The sequence below is a fragment of the Micromonospora sp. NBC_01638 genome (assembly GCF_045209745.1).
GTDB lineage: Bacteria > Actinomycetota > Actinomycetes > Mycobacteriales > Micromonosporaceae > Micromonospora.
Window position 1 is genome coordinate 254,954 of record NZ_CP109273.1, and the last position, 15,677, is coordinate 270,630.

Genomic DNA, 15,677 nt, shown 5'->3' on the forward strand with positions numbered 1-15,677 from the left:
ACGGCGCATCCGCGCCGCGCCACCAACCCGCCTCCGACTCAGCCGAGCCGACAGTCGACCCCGTTGATCGTGCACCGGAGCGGCTTCGCCGCCGACTCACCCCAGCCGAGGCGCAGCCGCAACGTCCGAGAGTCACCCGGATCCAGCGAACGGGTGCCGCGCAACACGAACTCGCCGTTCCCGCGCCCCCGCACCGAAACTCCCGAGTTGTCAGCGACGCGCAGAGCCCACATGTCGTCGTCGAACGCCAACTCCACCAGCCAGTCCACCGACCGACTCGAATCGTTGGCGATCGACAGCACCGCCGCGTCCCCGTCCCAACCGTTCGTACCGACCTGGTACCGGGCGCTGACCGTGTCGTCCGCCGGCACCGCCGACACCGGCGGGGCGCTCGTCCGCCCCGGAGTCGCCGAACCGGCCACGGTGGCCCTCGGCGACGGCGCCCGACTGCTGCGCGACGGCCCCGGCGCCACCGAGCGCCGCTCCACACCGGCCGGAGCCGGCCCACCCGTGACCGACGCGGCGGCCGCCACGGTCGGCAGAAACACCGGAGGCGCGGCCTGCGGCGCGGCATCCCGCTCCCTGGTCCGGAACGACAGCAGCGCGACCACCAGAAGCACCACCAGCGCGCACACACCGAGCAGCACCACGATCCACGGCATCGATGCCAACACCCGGGCCGCCCGCGCCCCTGCCGCACCATCCGGCCGCACCGCCATCAGGTCTCCCCTCGTCCCCACCGACGCGACAGCGTAGCCAGCACCGAACAGACCGGAAACCACGCGGGTACGGATCCGACCGACCGGCCGACCCGCTCCGGAAAACGGCTCGGCCTGCGGGCGATCCCGGTCGGTCAGGCCGTCCGGACGACCGTGCAGATCGCCGGCCCATCATCCGAGGTGCGGCCTAACAGCCAGCGAAGGCCGGCAGGTCGCCGGAGGTCAACGCCCCGCCGTACCGATCGAAGAAGTCGGCAATTGCCGGTCGCCGCCCAGGTCAAACCTCAGCGCGGCGGCACCCGCACCTCGATCTCCGAACCCAGGCGGGCGTCCGCCGCCAGACCCAGGTCGTCCCCGCTCCAGAACCGCCCCGGGTCATACCAGTTCGGACGCCGGCCCGCCGGCAGCAATCCCATCGCCTCATAGGTCACCGCCACCACCTCAGCGCAGTACGCCGTCTCCAACGCCCGATCCCGCTCCCCCGCAGAGGTGGCCGGGGTCGACCGAGGCACCGCCCGGCCGGGACGTGGCAGCACCGCCCGGCCAGGGCGTGGCAGCGCCGGCACCCGACCACGCACCCACCGCCACGCCAACTGGGCCGTCGACGGGAACGGCGTGCCATCCAACCGCGCGATCGTACGCAGCACCGCCCGCTCCATCTCCCCGTCGGCCGGCGGATCGAGCTGCCGCAGCCAGGCCCGTTGGCCGTACCGGTTGGCCCAGACACCAACCGCGTCCCGCAGGTCGTGCAGCTGGACGCCGCGCTGGTGCGTGCCCGACCACAGATCCGGCAACGACCGGCCCAGCTCCGCGTGCCACATCAACGGTGGCATGTCGTCCAGCACCACCGCCATCCCGACGTGGTTGACCGGACTGTTGGTGGTGAACTGGATCGCCCGGTCCGGCACGCTGCGACCCCGGAACACCCACACGTCACCGGTGCGGGTCAACTCGACGGCCTCATCCAGGCTGATGCTCATGAGGGTCTAGCCTAGGCCGATGCGGCAACGAATGCGGTGGTGGAAGGTCCTCGGGCTGGCCGGCCTCGCTGGCGTCGCGGCCTCCGGCGTGGTCATCGCGCGGGCCGAACGACGTCGACGCGCGTACAGCCCGGAGGAAATCCGGCAGCGGCTACTGGAGCGGCACGCCCAGGCCGGCGACGCCGCGAAGCCCGCCGACCAGGCCTGACCACTCGCCCCGACACTTCCCGCTGCGACACTCTCCCTGCTGCGGCACTCTCGCTGCTGGACGATTAACGGGGCGACTGGGCAGGCTGACGATCGAGGCATGACGACGCCCGTCGCGCAACGGCCCTTCGTCCTGTCCGCCCCCGCCGCGCCGATCGACGGCACGGCAGTGTCGACCTGCACCTTCCCACCCGTACCGATCCGGCACCCGCCGTCGTGGTGGTGCACGGCGCCCCACTGCCACCCGCTGTGCCCGACCCCCGGGACTGGCTGCTCCACCACGGCTACGCGCGCTGCTCGCCGACAGCGGCGTGGTCACCGCGCTGGTCAGCTACCAGGTAGCCGACCCTGTCGGCGCTGCCCGCCGCAGCCGACGACATCGCCGCAATGGTCGAGCAGGTCCGCGCCGACCCCCGAGTCGACGCCGAGCGGGTGGTGCTGTGGTTCTTCTCCGGCGGGGGCCTCTTCGCGGCCGACTGGCTCCGCAGCGCGCCGCCATGGCTACGCGGGATCGCGCTGGCCTACCCGCTGCTCCTCCCATTTCCCGGATGGGAGGTCGACACGCGCTTCCTGCCCGTCGAAGCGCTCGCCTCCGGTGGGGACGTTCCACTGGTGCTGGCCCGGGCTGGACAGGACCCCCGGTCCTGGCCGGCATCGACGCGTTCCTCCCGGCGGCGTCCGCGCAGGGCCGGCCGGTGCGGGTGATCGAGGTGCCGGACAGGCAGCACTCCATCGAGACCGTCAACCACACTCCCCAGTCGGAAACGGCCGTCCTGACCGCCCGCGACACGGTCCTCGACCTGCTCGACCCAACCTGACCGGTCCCGCGTCCGCCCTCCCGCGTCCGCCGTTCCCGTCCCACGTTTGCGTCCCCCGTCCGCCGTTCGCCGTTCGCGTCCCCCGTCCGCCATTCCGTTGACGTTGGCGGCCGGCTGTCGTCCGGTTCTGCCGGGCGGGCGGTGCGCCTGTCGCATGATCGTGCTCGATCCTGGTTGTAGTTGTCTCGTTCTCGGTGGAGGGCCCTGTTTCCTGGATCGAGCACGATCTTGACGCGGACAGCGCGGGCAGCGCGGGCAGCACGAACAGCGCGAACAGCGCGAACAGCGCGAACAGCGCGGGCAACGGGGGCAACGGGGGCAGCGCTGGCAGCGGGGCAGCGCTGGCAGCGGGGCAGCGCGGGCAGCGCGTCATGCGCCGGTGGGCTGGCGCGTTGGGCCGCGCGTCCGCCCGCGCGTCCGCCCGGGCGTTATGAAGTGGTTAGTCACGTTGTGGCATGAGGATGGCCGCCACGTTGGCTGTTCTGTTCGGGCGACCTGTCCAGTTTCTGTTCGGGCGGTCTGTCTGGTTTCGGCTCGGGCGACCTGTCTGGTTTCGCCGGTCAGTGACCTTCGGCCTTGATGGGTGCCCTCGGGGCTCCAGGGCCTTCCGTCTCTTGGGGTGGTCATGATCCGCGCAGTTACAGGGATGTTGCTGCCTCAGCGGGTCGCGAGGCGGCAGTTTCGGGGAAAGTGTGTGGATTTTGCGTCGGGTGGGGTTTGTTCGGGCCTGGGGTTGGTGTCCGGATCGCGGTGTGCCCGCAGTTGGGTGGTTGCCCCGATTCGGGGTTGGTGTGCTGTGGTCGGGTCCACTCCGGTGGTGGAATCGGGGGTGGGCTCAGGTCGTTATACCTGGCATGCCGCCGTAGCCCGACGGGCTGTGGTGTGCGGCAGTCGCCGGGAACATCCGGCCGGCCGCCCCGGTTACATCCCCGGAACCCCGAGCAGATCCCCCGATCGCCGGGCCGTTCCCGTGAACTTTTCTTCGCACGGTCGCACCCCCGTCGAGTGCCGTGCGGACACCCCCCGATGCAGAGGAGCACGCCACCATGCGTACCGATCTGATCCGTAAGACCGCTCTGACCGCTGCTGGGCTCGCCTTCACCGGCGGCGCCATCATCGGCCCCGTCACCGCCGCCTACGCCGCGTCCGACGCCAAGCCCGCCACGCAGACCCAGTCGGACCGCAAGCCCGCCGGTGAGCGTCAGCTGGGTGTGCGCTACGAGGCGCAGCCGAACTTCTACTACTGCGGCCCCGCCGCCGCCCGTAACGCCCTGAGCGTGCAGGGCAAGGACATCAGCGTCGACGCCATGGCCAAGGAAATGGGCACCACCGAGGCCGGCACCGACTCCATCAACGACATCACCCCGGTCCTGAACAAGGAAACCGGTAAGAACGACGCCTACCGCAGCGTCGAGATCAGCACCCCCGCCGCTGACGCCAAGCAGACCGACACCCTGCGCGCCGACATCGTCAAGACAGTCGACGACGGCCGCGCCATGGTCGCCAACATCGCCGGCACCAGCGTCGACACCAACGGCGACGTGCACTCCTTCGAAGGCGGGCACTACATCAGCGTCGTCGGCTACCGCGACAACGGCAACGTAGTGAAGATCGCCGACTCCGCCGACCCCAACACCGCCTCCTACGAAATCACCACCGAGCGCCTCGCCGACTGGATCGCCACCCGCGGCTACGCCACCAGCTGACCCACCGCGCACCACAAAACACCACAAGCACCACACCACGAAGGGCCGGACCCCACCAGGGGCCCGGCCCTTCGTCGTCGTCCCTCGACCAATGTCAGGTTTCGCTGCTCGCCCGGACCGGCTCGGCATCCGGGGTCGTCGCCTCGAACCGGTGGGCCCGTCGGCGCAGCCACCAGGTGCTGGCCAGACCGGCGAGCACCGCGAGGACGAGACCGGCCCAGGAGATGTCCTTGAGCCAGTGCTCGGCCGCCCGGCCGACGAAAAACAGCAGGTAGGTGGTGCCGAACGCCCAGACCAGCCCGCCTGCCGCGTTCGCCAGCAGGAACCGCCGGTACGGCACGCGCAGCGCCCCGGCGAGCGGACCGGCCAGGATCCGCAGCAGTGCCACGAACCGACCGAAGAAGACTGCCCAGACGCCGTACCGGGCGAAGCTCTGCTCTGCCCGGGCGAGCTGGGCGGGGCCGAGGTGGCGGGGGAAGCGCCGACCCAGTCGGGCCAGCAGTGGGCGCCCGCCGCGGCGGCCGACCGCGTAACCGATGGAGTCGCCGACGATCGCGCCGGTGGCGGCGGCCGTGGCCACCCACTCCGGTTCCACTACTCCCGTGGCGGCGAGCAGGGCGGAGCTGACCAGGACGATCTCGCCGGGGAGCGGGATGCCCATGCTCTCCACGCCGATCACCCCGCCGACGAGCAGGTAAACCGCGATCGGCGGCAGCGACACGAGCCAGTGCTGGACGTCGAACAAGAATTGACTCCTTTGCTGGCCGGCTCAACCCTACCTGCGGCGGGCCGAACGCAGGTGCCGCTGTAGCACGCGTGGGCACCCGCACGCCCCGCAGGCCATCGTAGGAGCCTAGGGGTGGAGATGGATCCGGGAGCTGATACTCGGGTTGCGCAACTAGCAAGACGGACGTACGGTTTTGTTGAGAACGGAATCGGCGGTAAGTGTCGCCTAACCTCGGCGGCACCCCGGCTGGTGCGACAGACTGCTCAGGACTACTCACGGTCGCTGGTGTGAAGGAGTACGACGTGGCGAGCCTCGACACCTTCGGTGCGAAGACCCAGCTACGCGTCGGAGACGCGAGCTACGAGATTTTCAAGATCGACAAGGTGGACGGTCAGGCCCGGCTGCCGTACAGCCTGAAGATCCTGCTGGAGAACCTGCTGCGGACCGAGGACGGCGCGAACATCACCGCCGACCACATCCGCCAGCTCGGCGGGTGGGACCCCACCGCCGCCCCGAGCGTCGAGATCCAGTTCACCCCGGCGCGGGTGCTCATGCAGGACTTCACCGGCGTGCCCTGCGTGGTCGACCTGGCCACCATGCGCGAGGCCGTGCGTGACCTGGGCGGCGACGCCAGCAAGGTCAACCCCCTCGCACCGGCCGAGCTGGTCATCGACCACTCGGTGATCGCCGACCTGTTCGGCCGCGAGGACGCGTTCGCCCGCAACGTCGAGCTGGAGTACGAGCGCAACAAGGAGCGCTACCAGTTCCTGCGCTGGGGTCAGACCGCGTTCAACGAGTTCAAGGTCGTCCCGCCGGGCACCGGCATCGTGCACCAGGTCAACATCGAGTACCTGGCTCGCACCATCATGGAGCGCAACGGCCAGGCCTACCCGGACACCGTGGTCGGCACCGACTCGCACACCACCATGGTCAACGGCCTGGGCGTGCTGGGCTGGGGCGTCGGCGGCATCGAGGCCGAGGCCGCGATGCTCGGCCAGCCGGTCAGCATGCTGATCCCCCGGGTCGTCGGCTTCAAGCTCTCCGGCGAGATGCCCGCCGGCACCACCGCCACCGACCTGGTCCTGACCATCACCGAGATGCTGCGCAAGCACGGTGTGGTCGGCAAGTTCGTCGAGTTCTACGGCCCCGGCGTGAGCGCCGTGCCGCTGGCCAACCGGGCCACCATCGGCAACATGTCCCCGGAGTACGGCTCCACCGTGGCGATCTTCCCGATCGACGCGGAGACGATCCGCTACCTGGAGCTGACCGGCCGCGACGCCGCGCAGGTCGCGCTCGTCGAGGCGTACGCCAAGGAGCAGGGCCTCTGGCACGACCCGGCGGCCGAGCCGGCCTACTCGGAGCGCCTGGAGCTGGATCTGGGCACCATCGAGCCGTCGCTCGCCGGCCCGAAGCGCCCGCAGGACCGGGTGCCGCTGGGCGCCGCCAAGACGCTGTTCCGGTCCGCGCTGACCGACTACGTCGCCGACGGCTTCGTCGGTGAGCGTGACCTCAAGCCGGGCGTGCCCCGCGAGGAGCTGCCGCGTGGCGCCAACGGCCCGGCCGACGAGGCCAGCGCCGAGTCGTTCCCGGCCAGCGACCCGCCGGCCAACGAGTTCAGCGACCCGGCCGACGAGCCGCGCGACCTGGAGACGGCGGCGGTCGGCTCCGGCGGCCGGGCCACCAACCCGGTCCGGGTCACCAGCCCGGACGGCGTCGAGTACGAGCTGGACCACGGCGCCGTGGTGATCGCCGCGATCACCTCCTGCACCAACACCTCCAACCCGCAGGTGATGATCGGCGCCGCGCTGCTGGCTCGCAACGCGGTCGACAAGGGCCTGACCCGCAAGCCGTGGGTGAAGACCACCCTGGCGCCCGGCTCCAAGGTCGTCATGGACTACTACGAGCGGGCCGGCCTCACGCCCTACCTCGACAAGCTCGGCTTCAACCTGGTCGGGTACGGCTGCACCACCTGCATCGGCAACTCGGGCCCGCTGCCCGAGGAGGTGTCCGCCGCGGTCAACGAGCACGACCTGTCGGTGGTCTCGGTGCTCTCGGGCAACCGGAACTTCGAGGGCCGGATCAACCCGGACGTCAAGATGAACTACCTGGCGTCCCCGCCGCTGGTGGTCGCCTACGCCCTCGCCGGCACGATGGACATCGACCTGGCCAACGAGCCGATCGGTGAGGACACCGAGGGCAACCCGGTCTACCTGCGCGAAATCTGGCCGAACAGCGCCGAGATCCAGGACGTCATCGCCCAGGCGATCGGCGCCACCGGGTTCAGCGCCGCGTACGCCGATGTCTTCGCCGGCGACGAGCGGTGGCAGTCGCTGCCCACCCCGACCGGCGACACCTTCGCCTGGGAGAACGACTCCACCTACGTGCGCAAGCCCCCGTACTTCGAGGGCATGCGGCAGGAGCCGAGCCCGGTCGTCGACATCGCCGACGCTCGGGTGCTGGCCAAGCTGGGTGACTCGGTGACCACCGACCACATCTCGCCGGCCGGCTCGATCAAGGTCGACTCCCCGGCCGGCACGTACCTCGCCGAGCGCGGTGTGCCGCGGCACGAGTTCAACTCGTACGGCTCCCGCCGGGGCAACCACGAGGTGATGATCCGGGGCACCTTCGCCAACATCCGGCTGCGCAACCAGCTGGTGCCCGGGGTGGAGGGTGGCTTCACCGTCAACCACCTCACCGGCGAGCAGACCTCGATCTACGACGCCTCCGTGGCCTACCAGGAGGCCGGCATCCCGCTGGTCGTGCTGGCCGGCAAGGAGTACGGCTCGGGCTCGTCGCGGGACTGGGCGGCCAAGGGCACGATGCTGCTGGGCGTCCGGGCGGTCATCGCCGAGTCGTACGAGCGGATCCACCGCTCGAACCTGATCGGTATGGGTGTGCTGCCGCTGCAGTTCCCGGTGGACACCAACGCCGAGTCGCTCGGCCTCACCGGCACGGAGGCGTTCACCATCACCGGGGTGACCGCCCTCAACGAGGGTGAGACCCCGCGCACCGTGACGGTCACCACCGACACCGGCGTCGAGTTCGACGCGGTGGTCCGGATCGACACCCCGGGTGAGGCGGACTACTACCGGCACGGCGGCATCCTGCAGTACGTGCTGCGCCGCATGATCGCCAACTGACGTCGTACACCTGAGAGGGCCGCTACCCGCGCTTGCGGGGAGCGGCCCTCTCACGTCTCTGCCGGCGCTGCGCCGGGGTGAACGCTCAGCGCAGCCGCAGCGCGACCGCGCGGGCCTCCTCGTCGGTGAGCGGCAGGAACCAGAGGAAACGGCGGACGATGGCGACCGGGTCGGGTCCGCCCGGCTGACCGCGCAGGTCGCGGATCGCCCGCCGGGTGATCCGGGAGAACTCGGGGATCAGGGTCGCCCGGCGGGCGGCGTCCGTCGGGGTCGCCCGCAGCGCCGGGCAGGGCCAGTCCCGACCGCAGGCGTCGCACGTCCACAGAGGGCCGTCGGCGGTGTGCGGGACCGGCGGGCCGCAGCGGGGTCGGCAGCGTGTTTCGGGTACGACATTCGCGGCACGACCGGGCCCGTTGTGTGCAGGACCGAGCAGCTCGTTCGGGCGGCGCGCGCTTGGACGCGGCAGGTTCGGCCTGACCGGGGGCCGGCCGATGGTGGGCTTCTGGTGTTTCCGGGGCTTGTCCTCGCACATGCTGCGCTCCTCCTCGACGCTGTCTACACCGCACCCTGCCGAGAGTTGCCAAGCAATCACACCGCGTAGAAGTATTGTCTTCTGACGTCTGGAACGTTCTGGAGGGTCTGGAGATGAATCGAGCCGTACAGGCGGCGATGGTCGAGAAGGGCTACACAGCGGACAGTCTCGCTGCTCAGATTGGTGTCGATCCGAAAACGGCGGCGAAGTGGGCGAGCAGGGACCGAATCCCGCAGACTCGACATCGCGCGCGGGTCGCCGAACTGCTGGGCCGGAACGTCGACGAGTTGTGGCCGGATGCGCTGAAGCGCCGCACGCCGGCCTGGTTCCGGCCCTGGGCCGAGATCGAGCGTGAAGCAGTATCGCTGCGGTCGTTTCAGCTCGCGTGGATACCTGGCCTTCTTCAAACGAAGGCGTACGCGCTGGCAACGCTGGTCGGCGAGGCGTTGACGCCGGCCGAGGCCAACAATCTCGCGGAGGCGCGGCTGAGCCGGCAAGCCGTCCTGCGACGGGAGCGCCCGCCCCTGCTCGTCGCGGTCCTCGACGAAGGAATCCTCCGGCGCACCGTCGACGGCGACCGGACCCTGATGCGTGAGCAGTGTGAGCGGCTTGTCGAGCAGGCCGCGCTGCCGAACGTGTCGCTGTTCGTCGTGCCCGCCGACATCGGCATGTATCCGGGCCTCGGTGGGCCGTTCACCGTAGCCGAAATGCCGGACGGGGCGCGGGTCGCCCACGTGGACAGCCAGGCGCAAGCGCAGCTCATCGACCGGGCGGCCGACGTTGCTACGCTGGATCGACGGTGGGAGCGCATTCGCGACGGAGCCCTGTCGCGTGCGCAGTCCCTCAACCTCATCACAGAAGCGGCAGCATCATGGATCTGACCGGCGCTCGGTGGCGCAAGAGCAGCAAGAGTGGAAACAATGGCGGCGACTGCGTCGAGGTGGCCGACAACCTTGCAAGCGTCATCGGCGTACGTGACTCCAAGGACCCGGCCGGTCCGGCGCTCGTCTTCGACCCGGTGGCCTGGACCCGATTCCTGGTGATGGCCAAGCGCGGCTGACCTCTTTCCGCCGTCCAGCGTCCCGCCTCAGCGGGCGAGTTCGTCCGCCCGGTCCAGCAGCGCGCGGCGCTCGGCGGCAGCGGCGACAGTTGCCGCCGCCTGGCGGAACAGTGCGGCGGCGCGCAGTCGGTCACCCTGGCGGGCCACCAGATCGGCCTCCACCGCCACGGCGAGCGGGTTGCTGTCCAACCCTCCCCCGGCGTGCGCCGCTTCGAGCAGGCCCAACCCGGCGGCCGGGCCGTACGCGTAGCCGTGCGCGACCGCGCGGTTGAGCGCGATCACCGGTGAGGCCCGAATGCCGATCAGCGCGTCGTAGGCCCGTGCGATCGCCGGCCAGTCGGTGGCGTCGACGGTCGCCGCGGTGGCGTGGCAGGCGGCGATCCGGGCCTGCCACGCGTACGGCCCGTCGTGGCGTACCCGGTCGAGCGCGGCCAGGCCCTCGGCGATGGCGGTGCGGTCCCACCGGCGTCGGTCCTGTCGCTCCAGGGTGAGCAGGTTGCCCTCGGCGTCGCGGCGGGCGCCCCGGCGGGAGTGCTGGAACAGGAACAGGGCCAGCAGCGCGGCGACCTCGGACTGCTCGGGCATCAGCAGGTCGAGCAGCCGGGCCAGCCGGAGCGCCTCGTCGGCGAAGGCCGGCTCGCCGTCGGCGACGTAGCCTCGGGTGAACAGCAGGTACAGCACGGCGAGGACGCCGGGCAGCCGCTCGGTCAGCGCCGGCCCGCTCGGCACCCGGTAGGGGATGCCGGTCTGCGTGATGCGGGTCCGGGCCCGGGTCAGCCGTCGGGTCATTGTCGACTCACTGACCAGCAGGAGCCGGGCGATGTCGGCGGCCGGCACACCGCAGACGGTCCGCAGTGTCAGCGCCACCCGGGCCTCGATCGCGAGCGCCGGGTGGCAGCAGGTGAAGATCAGGCGTAATCGGTCGTCCGCCACGTCCTCCCCCACCTCAGGCTCGGGCTGCGCGTCCGTCGGCGTGAGTAGCGCCAGGTCGTGCAGCTTGCGGCGCTCCACGGTGGCCCGACGCAGCACGTCGAGCGCCCGGTTGCGGGCCACCGTCATGAGCCAGCCACCAGGGTTGCTCGGCACACCGTCCGCGGGCCAGCGTTCCAGGGCGACGGCCAGCGCCTCCTGGGCGCAGTCCTCGGCCAGCGCCCAGTCCCCGGTCACCCGGATCAGGGTCGCGACGATCCTGGGGTACGCCTCGACGCCAGCGGCCGCGACGGCCTCCGCTGCCACGGCGCCGGCCGGTGCCTGCGTGCGCAACGGCCGGCGCTGCGATGTGGACAACCCGTCAGGCGGGCAGGTCCGCGAACGGGCGCAGTTCCAACCGCCCGTTTCGGGCCATCGGGTGTGCCCGCGCCACCTCGATCGCCTCGTCCAGATCAGCGCAGTCGAGCAGGTCGAAGCCCACGATCACCTCCGTGGTTTCCGCGAACGGCCCCTCGGAGACGAGCAGCTCGCCGTCGCGGACCCGGACGGTGGTGGCCGCGGTGGTCGGCGCCAGCTCGTTGCCGGCGACGCGGCGACCACGGGCGTCGTTCTCGACCACCCACTTGTCGATGTCGGCTTCGGCGGTCGGGTCGGTGTCCGGCTCGCTGTCGGTGCAGACGAACATCAGGTACTTCATCTGGTCGCTCCCTGGTGTTTTCGGGTATCGCCAGCATGACGATCGGCCGAGGCCATTCCGGACAGCCGCCACCGGAAAACCTCGTCGATCATCGGTCAGTTCGCCTCTGCGGCGCGGCGGCGGGCCTCGCGGGTCTTCATGGCGTGCTCCATCAGCGTGACGAGCACCTCCTTGCTGGACTCCCGCTGCCGGGCGTCGCAGAGCAGCACCGGCACCCCCGGGTCCAGGTTCAGCGCGGCCTGCACCTCGTCGAGCCGGTAGTTCCGGGCGCCCTCGAAGCAGTTCACCGCGACCACAAAGGGCGTGCCCCGGCCCTCGAAGTAGTCGATCGACGGGAAGCAGTCGGCGAGCCGGCGGGTGTCGGCCAGCACCACCGCGCCGATGGCGCCCAACGCCAGCTCGTCCCAGACGAACCAGAACCGGTCCTGCCCCGGCGTACCGAACAGGTACAGCACCAGGTCATCACTGATGGTGATCCGGCCGAAGTCCATGGCCACGGTGGTGGTGGTCTTACCCTCCACCCCGGACAGGTCGTCGATGCCGACCCCCGATTCCGTCAGCACCTCCTCGGTGCGTAACGGCCGGGTCTCGCTGACCGCGCCGACCATCGTCGTCTTGCCCACACCGAAACCGCCAGCGACCAGGATCTTGATCGCGGTGGGCAGTGGGGTCGCTCCCGCCGGCCGGTCAGAGTGCCCGTAGTCCATTGATTACCGCCTCGAAGATGCTGTTGTCGGGAAGACCGGCCGTGGTCTGCGGCTCGCGGACCTGCACCAGGCTGCGGGCCGCCAAATCACCTAGGAGCACCCGGATGGTGCCCACCGGCAGGTCGAGATGAGCGGCGATCTCGGCGACGGACTGTATGCGCTGACACAGCCCGACGATCGCCAGGTGCTCCGGACCGATACCGACCTCCGGCGTGACCTCGGCTCGGGTCGCGGTGACCAGGGAGATCAGATCGAACGTGCCGGTGACCGGGCGGGCACGACCGCGCGTCATCGCGTACGGACGCACCACCGGACCCGCATGGTCATCCACCCATTGATGGTCTGCGGACTCCCCCTGGACCGTCATCGCCGTTACCTCTCGCCGGCCGGCTGTTCGGTGCCACGGGACGGGGATGCGACGTACTTGCCGACGCGGGTGACCAGCATCGCCATCTCGTAGGCGATCAGACCGACGTCGGCGTCCTCAGAAGCCAGCACCGCCAGGCAGGCGTTGCGGCCGGCTGCGGTGACGAACAGGAACGACGACTGCATCTCGATGATGGTCTGCTGCACCTGCCCGCCGCCGAAGCGCTTACCGGCGCCTCGGGCGAGGCTCTGGATGCCGGCCGCCATCGCGGCGAGGTGCTCACCGTCGTCCCGGCTCAACCCCTGGGAGGAGGCCATCATCAGGCCGTCGGTGGAGAGCGCGACCGCGTGCTCGGCCTGCTTCACCCGGCCCACCAGGTCATCCAGCAACCACGTCAGGTCGGCACTCGAAGCCGTCTTCTGGGTCACTTCGTCGTCCTCTTCTCGCCCGGCTGTGCGCCGTGTTCGTCTGGGGCTTGACCGTCACACCGCGCGGGAACCCGCGTCGTCAGTGCTCGGTCAGGTCGCTTGTGGGTCCTCGTCGGTCGGCTCGGGAGGCGCCGCCGCCGGGGCGCCGGAAGCGCCGCCGAGCAGCCGAGCCGCGTCGGTCCGACCACGCCGGGTGCCGGTCTGGTAGGAGCTCATCATCCGGCGTACCTGCTCCGGGGGGCGCACCACATCCTCGTCGTCGGTCTCCGCCACCGCTGGGTCGTCCAGCAGCTCGGGGACGATGTTCGCCTGTCGGACCCGGACGGGCAGGCCCGAGTCGGTTCGGTTCGCCTCGGCGCGGGCGGGCGCCGGACCGCCGTCGCCGGATTCGACCGGCGCGTCGGTGGGGTCCGCCGGTCGGGTGCGTTCGACCGCGGGCAGGCCGGCGGGCACCGTCGGGCCTTCCAGGGCCGGCTGGCCCGGGCCACGCCGGGCACGGGTGGGTAGCTCGGGCGTACCGGTGGTCGGTGTCGTCCGCTGTCGGGTGGGCAGGACGGTCTCAGCCTCGTCGGCCGAGGTGGCGAAGTCAGCCGACATCGGCGCCGGAGCGACCGGCGCCGGTCCGTCCGGCACCGTGCTCGTCGGTGCGGCCAGCGCGACCGGTGCGAGGACGGCCGGACGGCCGGTGTCTGCGGAGTGCGCCGACGGCATCGGGATGGCCGAACCGGCCCGGAACGCGCCGGAGTCCTCCGGGCCAGCGCCCCTCTCGGTGACCAGCTCCAGCGGGATCAGCACGACCGCGGTGGTGCCGCCGTACGCGGACTCCTTCAGCCGTACCCGCACGCCGTGCCGCTCGGTCAGCCGGCTCACCACGTAGAGCCCGAGGCGGGCGGCGTTGGCGAGGTTCAGCTCGGACTGATCGACGATCCGGTGGTTTGCCGCGGCCAGGTCCTCCTCGCTCATGCCGAGGCCCCGGTCCTCGATCTCGATGGCGAACCCGTTGGCCACCAACTGGCCGCGGACCTCGACCGTCGTGTGTGGCGGGGAGAACGACAGGCCGTTCTCGATCAGCTCGGCGAGCAGGTGGATGATGTCACCGACCGCGCGTCCGGCGAGCGAGACCGGCCCGAGCGGCAGCACGTTGACCCGGGTGTAATCCTCCACCTCGGCCACGGCACCGCGCACCACGTCGACCATGGGGACGTTGCGCCGCCAGGCCCGACCGGGAGTGGAGCCGGAGAGCACGATCAGGTTTTCCGCGTTGCGCCGCATCCGGGTGGCCAGGTGGTCGACCCGGAACAGGTCCTCCAGCTCCTCCGCGTCGTGTTCGCGGCGCTCCATCGCGTCCAGCAGGGTGAGCTGGCGATGGACGAGCGCCTGCGTGCGTCGGGCCAGGCTGAGGAAGACGTCGCGGACGTTGCGGCGCAGGTCGGCCTGCTCGATGGCCGTACGCACGGCGGTTTCCTGAACGGCGTTGAACGCCTTGCCGACCTGGCCGATCTCGTCGGTGCCGAACTCCAGCGGGGGCGCCTCGGTGGCCACGTCGACCTCCTCGCCGCGTCCGAGCCGCTCCACCACCCGCGGCAGCCGCTCGTCGGCGAGCTGCCAGGCGGCCTCCCGCAACCGGTCCAGCTGGCGCAGCAGGTTCCGCGCGGTGGTGATCGAGACGACGACGGAGGCGATGACGGCGAGCAGGCCCAGACCGGTGGCGAGCACCAGTCGGACGACGACCATCACGGCCACGCCGGTGGCGCGATCCACGATGCCCTCGCCGCCGGCGGTCACGGCGTCGTTCACCTCGGCCAGCGCCGGCTCGACCGTGCCGCGCCACTGCTCGGAGTCGATCGGCAACTGGGTCGACGGCCGGCCCTCACGGATGATGCTGTCCTGCACGGCGCGCAGTCGGGTGAACTCCTCGCCCTCGACGAGCTCCCGGTAGCGGCGCTGGTCGGCGTCGGCGAGCCGGACGCGGGCTTCCTCGCCGGCGAACCGCTCGGCGCCGACCAGGGCGACGTACCGGGCGTACTCGGGGCCACTCATCCGGCCGTTGCCGAAGAGGCCGCTGAGCAGCGCGTCCTCCTGGGAGATCAGCTCCTTCATCCGGTTGAGCTGGATCAGGGCCGCGGCCTCGCCGGCGATCTGCTTGTCGTCCAGGCTGCCCGTCACGTCGTAGATCTGGAAGATCGACTCGATCGCGTCGGTGTACGCCTCGGCGGCGGCGATCCGGTCGATCTTGCGGTCCAGCACCTCCGCGCGGGTCTGCTGCAACGCGTTGACCTGGGCGATCGTCATACCGAGCTGGGTGTCCAACGCGGAGCTGCCGGCGATGTCGACCTGCCAGTGGCGGACCGAGGCGGCGAAGTCGGCGGCCAGCTCCGCGGCCTTGCGCTGCTCGGCCTCGAGCGCCGTCCGCTGCGCGGCCTCGGGGTTACTCAGGTACGCCTGGGTCAAACGCCGCTCCACCTGGAGCTTCTGCAACAGCGGCTCGGTCGGCGTGTAGACCTTGCTGTTGATCACCTGGACACCGAGCAGGTTGAAGCCGTCGCGCAGGGTCACCCATGCCGCGAACATCCAGAGCGCGATCAGGGAGAGCAGCAGGGCAACAACCTTGGTGCGGATACTCGTACCGCGAGAACGCATTGAACCGTCCCAGGCTGGG

Annotated in this window: 16 protein-coding genes; 6 read left to right on the forward strand and 10 right to left on the reverse strand. The window is 70.8% G+C overall.

What is annotated here, in order from left to right:
- Positions 1-38 precede the first annotated feature (38 nt).
- A complete protein-coding gene (locus tag OG811_RS01055; RefSeq protein ID WP_406071413.1) occupies positions 39-719 on the reverse strand; it encodes a hypothetical protein in 681 nt (226 codons plus the stop codon).
- A 284-nt stretch (positions 720-1,003) separates the two neighbouring features.
- Positions 1,004-1,699 (reverse strand): hypothetical protein, encoded by a 696-nt coding sequence (locus tag OG811_RS01060; protein WP_406071414.1) that lies wholly within the window; start codon positions 1,697-1,699, stop codon positions 1,004-1,006.
- A 19-nt stretch (positions 1,700-1,718) separates the two neighbouring features.
- Between OG811_RS01060 and OG811_RS01065 the strand changes: the two genes are divergently transcribed.
- From OG811_RS01065 to OG811_RS01075, 3 genes are all read left to right on the forward strand, one after another.
- Positions 1,719-1,907: a hypothetical protein gene (locus OG811_RS01065; RefSeq protein ID WP_406071416.1), complete on the forward strand. Its 189-nt coding sequence runs from the start codon at positions 1,719-1,721 to the stop codon at positions 1,905-1,907.
- A 386-nt stretch (positions 1,908-2,293) separates the two neighbouring features.
- Entirely contained in the window at positions 2,294-2,611 is a 318-nt protein-coding gene (locus tag OG811_RS01070; protein ID WP_406071418.1) for a hypothetical protein, read from the forward strand.
- A gap of 1,159 nt (positions 2,612-3,770) precedes the next feature.
- Positions 3,771-4,430: a C39 family peptidase gene (locus OG811_RS01075; RefSeq protein ID WP_406071420.1), complete on the forward strand. Its 660-nt coding sequence runs from the start codon at positions 3,771-3,773 to the stop codon at positions 4,428-4,430.
- Between the two features lie 94 nt (positions 4,431-4,524).
- On the opposite strand, the gene OG811_RS01080 is transcribed toward OG811_RS01075, so the two are convergent.
- Positions 4,525-5,175 carry a DedA family protein gene (locus tag OG811_RS01080; RefSeq protein ID WP_406071421.1) on the reverse strand — a complete coding sequence of 217 codons (651 nt, stop codon included), beginning with the start codon at positions 5,173-5,175 and terminating at the stop codon, positions 4,525-4,527.
- 269 nt (positions 5,176-5,444) lie between these two features.
- Here OG811_RS01080 and OG811_RS01085 point away from each other — a divergent pair, with 269 nt between their 5' ends.
- Positions 5,445-8,297: an aconitate hydratase gene (locus OG811_RS01085; protein ID WP_406071423.1), complete on the forward strand. Its 2,853-nt coding sequence runs from the start codon at positions 5,445-5,447 to the stop codon at positions 8,295-8,297.
- A gap of 85 nt (positions 8,298-8,382) precedes the next feature.
- On the opposite strand, the gene OG811_RS01090 is transcribed toward OG811_RS01085, so the two are convergent.
- Entirely contained in the window at positions 8,383-8,829 is a 447-nt protein-coding gene (locus tag OG811_RS01090) for a hypothetical protein (protein ID WP_406071425.1), read from the reverse strand.
- A 113-nt stretch (positions 8,830-8,942) separates the two neighbouring features.
- On the opposite strand from OG811_RS01090, the gene OG811_RS01095 reads away from it, so the two are divergent.
- Positions 8,943-9,710, forward strand: a complete 768-nt coding sequence (locus OG811_RS01095) for a Scr1 family TA system antitoxin-like transcriptional regulator (protein WP_406075441.1) — start codon at positions 8,943-8,945, stop codon at positions 9,708-9,710.
- Complete coding sequence (locus OG811_RS01100) at positions 9,701-9,889, forward strand: DUF397 domain-containing protein (protein ID WP_406071427.1); 189 nt, start codon at positions 9,701-9,703, stop codon at positions 9,887-9,889. The genes OG811_RS01095 and OG811_RS01100 overlap by 10 nt, the downstream gene beginning before the upstream one ends.
- A gap of 27 nt (positions 9,890-9,916) precedes the next feature.
- On the opposite strand, the gene OG811_RS01105 is transcribed toward OG811_RS01100, so the two are convergent.
- The 6 genes from OG811_RS01105 to OG811_RS01130 all read right to left on the reverse strand — a co-directional run bounded on the left by OG811_RS01105 (position 9,917) and on the right by OG811_RS01130 (position 15,658).
- The gene (locus OG811_RS01105) at positions 9,917-11,152 is read right to left on the reverse strand and encodes an RNA polymerase sigma factor (protein ID WP_406071429.1); all 1,236 of its coding nucleotides are present in this window, start codon (positions 11,150-11,152) and stop codon (positions 9,917-9,919) included.
- A 28-nt stretch (positions 11,153-11,180) separates the two neighbouring features.
- The gene (locus OG811_RS01110) at positions 11,181-11,516 is read right to left on the reverse strand and encodes a YciI family protein (RefSeq protein ID WP_406071430.1); all 336 of its coding nucleotides are present in this window, start codon (positions 11,514-11,516) and stop codon (positions 11,181-11,183) included.
- A 95-nt stretch (positions 11,517-11,611) separates the two neighbouring features.
- Positions 11,612-12,223: a GTP-binding protein gene (locus OG811_RS01115; protein ID WP_406071432.1), complete on the reverse strand. Its 612-nt coding sequence runs from the start codon at positions 12,221-12,223 to the stop codon at positions 11,612-11,614.
- Positions 12,204-12,590 carry a DUF742 domain-containing protein gene (locus tag OG811_RS01120; RefSeq protein ID WP_272612530.1) on the reverse strand — a complete coding sequence of 129 codons (387 nt, stop codon included), beginning with the start codon at positions 12,588-12,590 and terminating at the stop codon, positions 12,204-12,206. Before OG811_RS01120 ends, OG811_RS01115 begins: the two co-directional genes overlap by 20 nt.
- A gap of 5 nt (positions 12,591-12,595) precedes the next feature.
- The gene (locus OG811_RS01125; protein ID WP_406071434.1) at positions 12,596-13,018 is read right to left on the reverse strand and encodes a roadblock/LC7 domain-containing protein; all 423 of its coding nucleotides are present in this window, start codon (positions 13,016-13,018) and stop codon (positions 12,596-12,598) included.
- Positions 13,019-13,108: 90 nt separating this feature from the next.
- Positions 13,109-15,658 (reverse strand): nitrate- and nitrite sensing domain-containing protein, encoded by a 2,550-nt coding sequence (locus tag OG811_RS01130; RefSeq protein WP_406071436.1) that lies wholly within the window; start codon positions 15,656-15,658, stop codon positions 13,109-13,111.
- Positions 15,659-15,677: the final 19 nt, after the last annotated feature.

What these genes read in the sequence shown, in the direction of transcription:
- OG811_RS01055 (WP_406071413.1), bottom strand. Translation starts at nt 719, where the DNA reads ATGGCGGTGCGGCCGGATGGTGCGGCAGGGGCGCGGGCGGCCCGGGTG.
- OG811_RS01060 (WP_406071414.1), bottom strand. Translation starts at nt 1,699, where the DNA reads ATGAGCATCAGCCTGGATGAGGCCGTCGAGTTGACCCGCACCGGTGAC.
- OG811_RS01065 (WP_406071416.1), top strand. Translation starts at nt 1,719, where the DNA reads ATGCGGCAACGAATGCGGTGGTGGAAGGTCCTCGGGCTGGCCGGCCTC.
- OG811_RS01070 (WP_406071418.1), top strand. Translation starts at nt 2,294, where the DNA reads ATGGTCGAGCAGGTCCGCGCCGACCCCCGAGTCGACGCCGAGCGGGTG.
- OG811_RS01075 (WP_406071420.1), top strand. Translation starts at nt 3,771, where the DNA reads ATGCGTACCGATCTGATCCGTAAGACCGCTCTGACCGCTGCTGGGCTC.
- OG811_RS01090 (WP_406071425.1), bottom strand. Translation starts at nt 8,829, where the DNA reads ATGTGCGAGGACAAGCCCCGGAAACACCAGAAGCCCACCATCGGCCGG.
- OG811_RS01095 (WP_406075441.1), top strand. Translation starts at nt 8,943, where the DNA reads ATGAATCGAGCCGTACAGGCGGCGATGGTCGAGAAGGGCTACACAGCG.
- OG811_RS01100 (WP_406071427.1), top strand. Translation starts at nt 9,701, where the DNA reads ATGGATCTGACCGGCGCTCGGTGGCGCAAGAGCAGCAAGAGTGGAAAC.
- OG811_RS01110 (WP_406071430.1), bottom strand. Translation starts at nt 11,516, where the DNA reads ATGAAGTACCTGATGTTCGTCTGCACCGACAGCGAGCCGGACACCGAC.
- OG811_RS01115 (WP_406071432.1), bottom strand. Translation starts at nt 12,223, where the DNA reads ATGGACTACGGGCACTCTGACCGGCCGGCGGGAGCGACCCCACTGCCC.
- OG811_RS01120 (WP_272612530.1), bottom strand. Translation starts at nt 12,590, where the DNA reads ATGACGGTCCAGGGGGAGTCCGCAGACCATCAATGGGTGGATGACCAT.
- OG811_RS01130 (WP_406071436.1), bottom strand. Translation starts at nt 15,658, where the DNA reads ATGCGTTCTCGCGGTACGAGTATCCGCACCAAGGTTGTTGCCCTGCTG.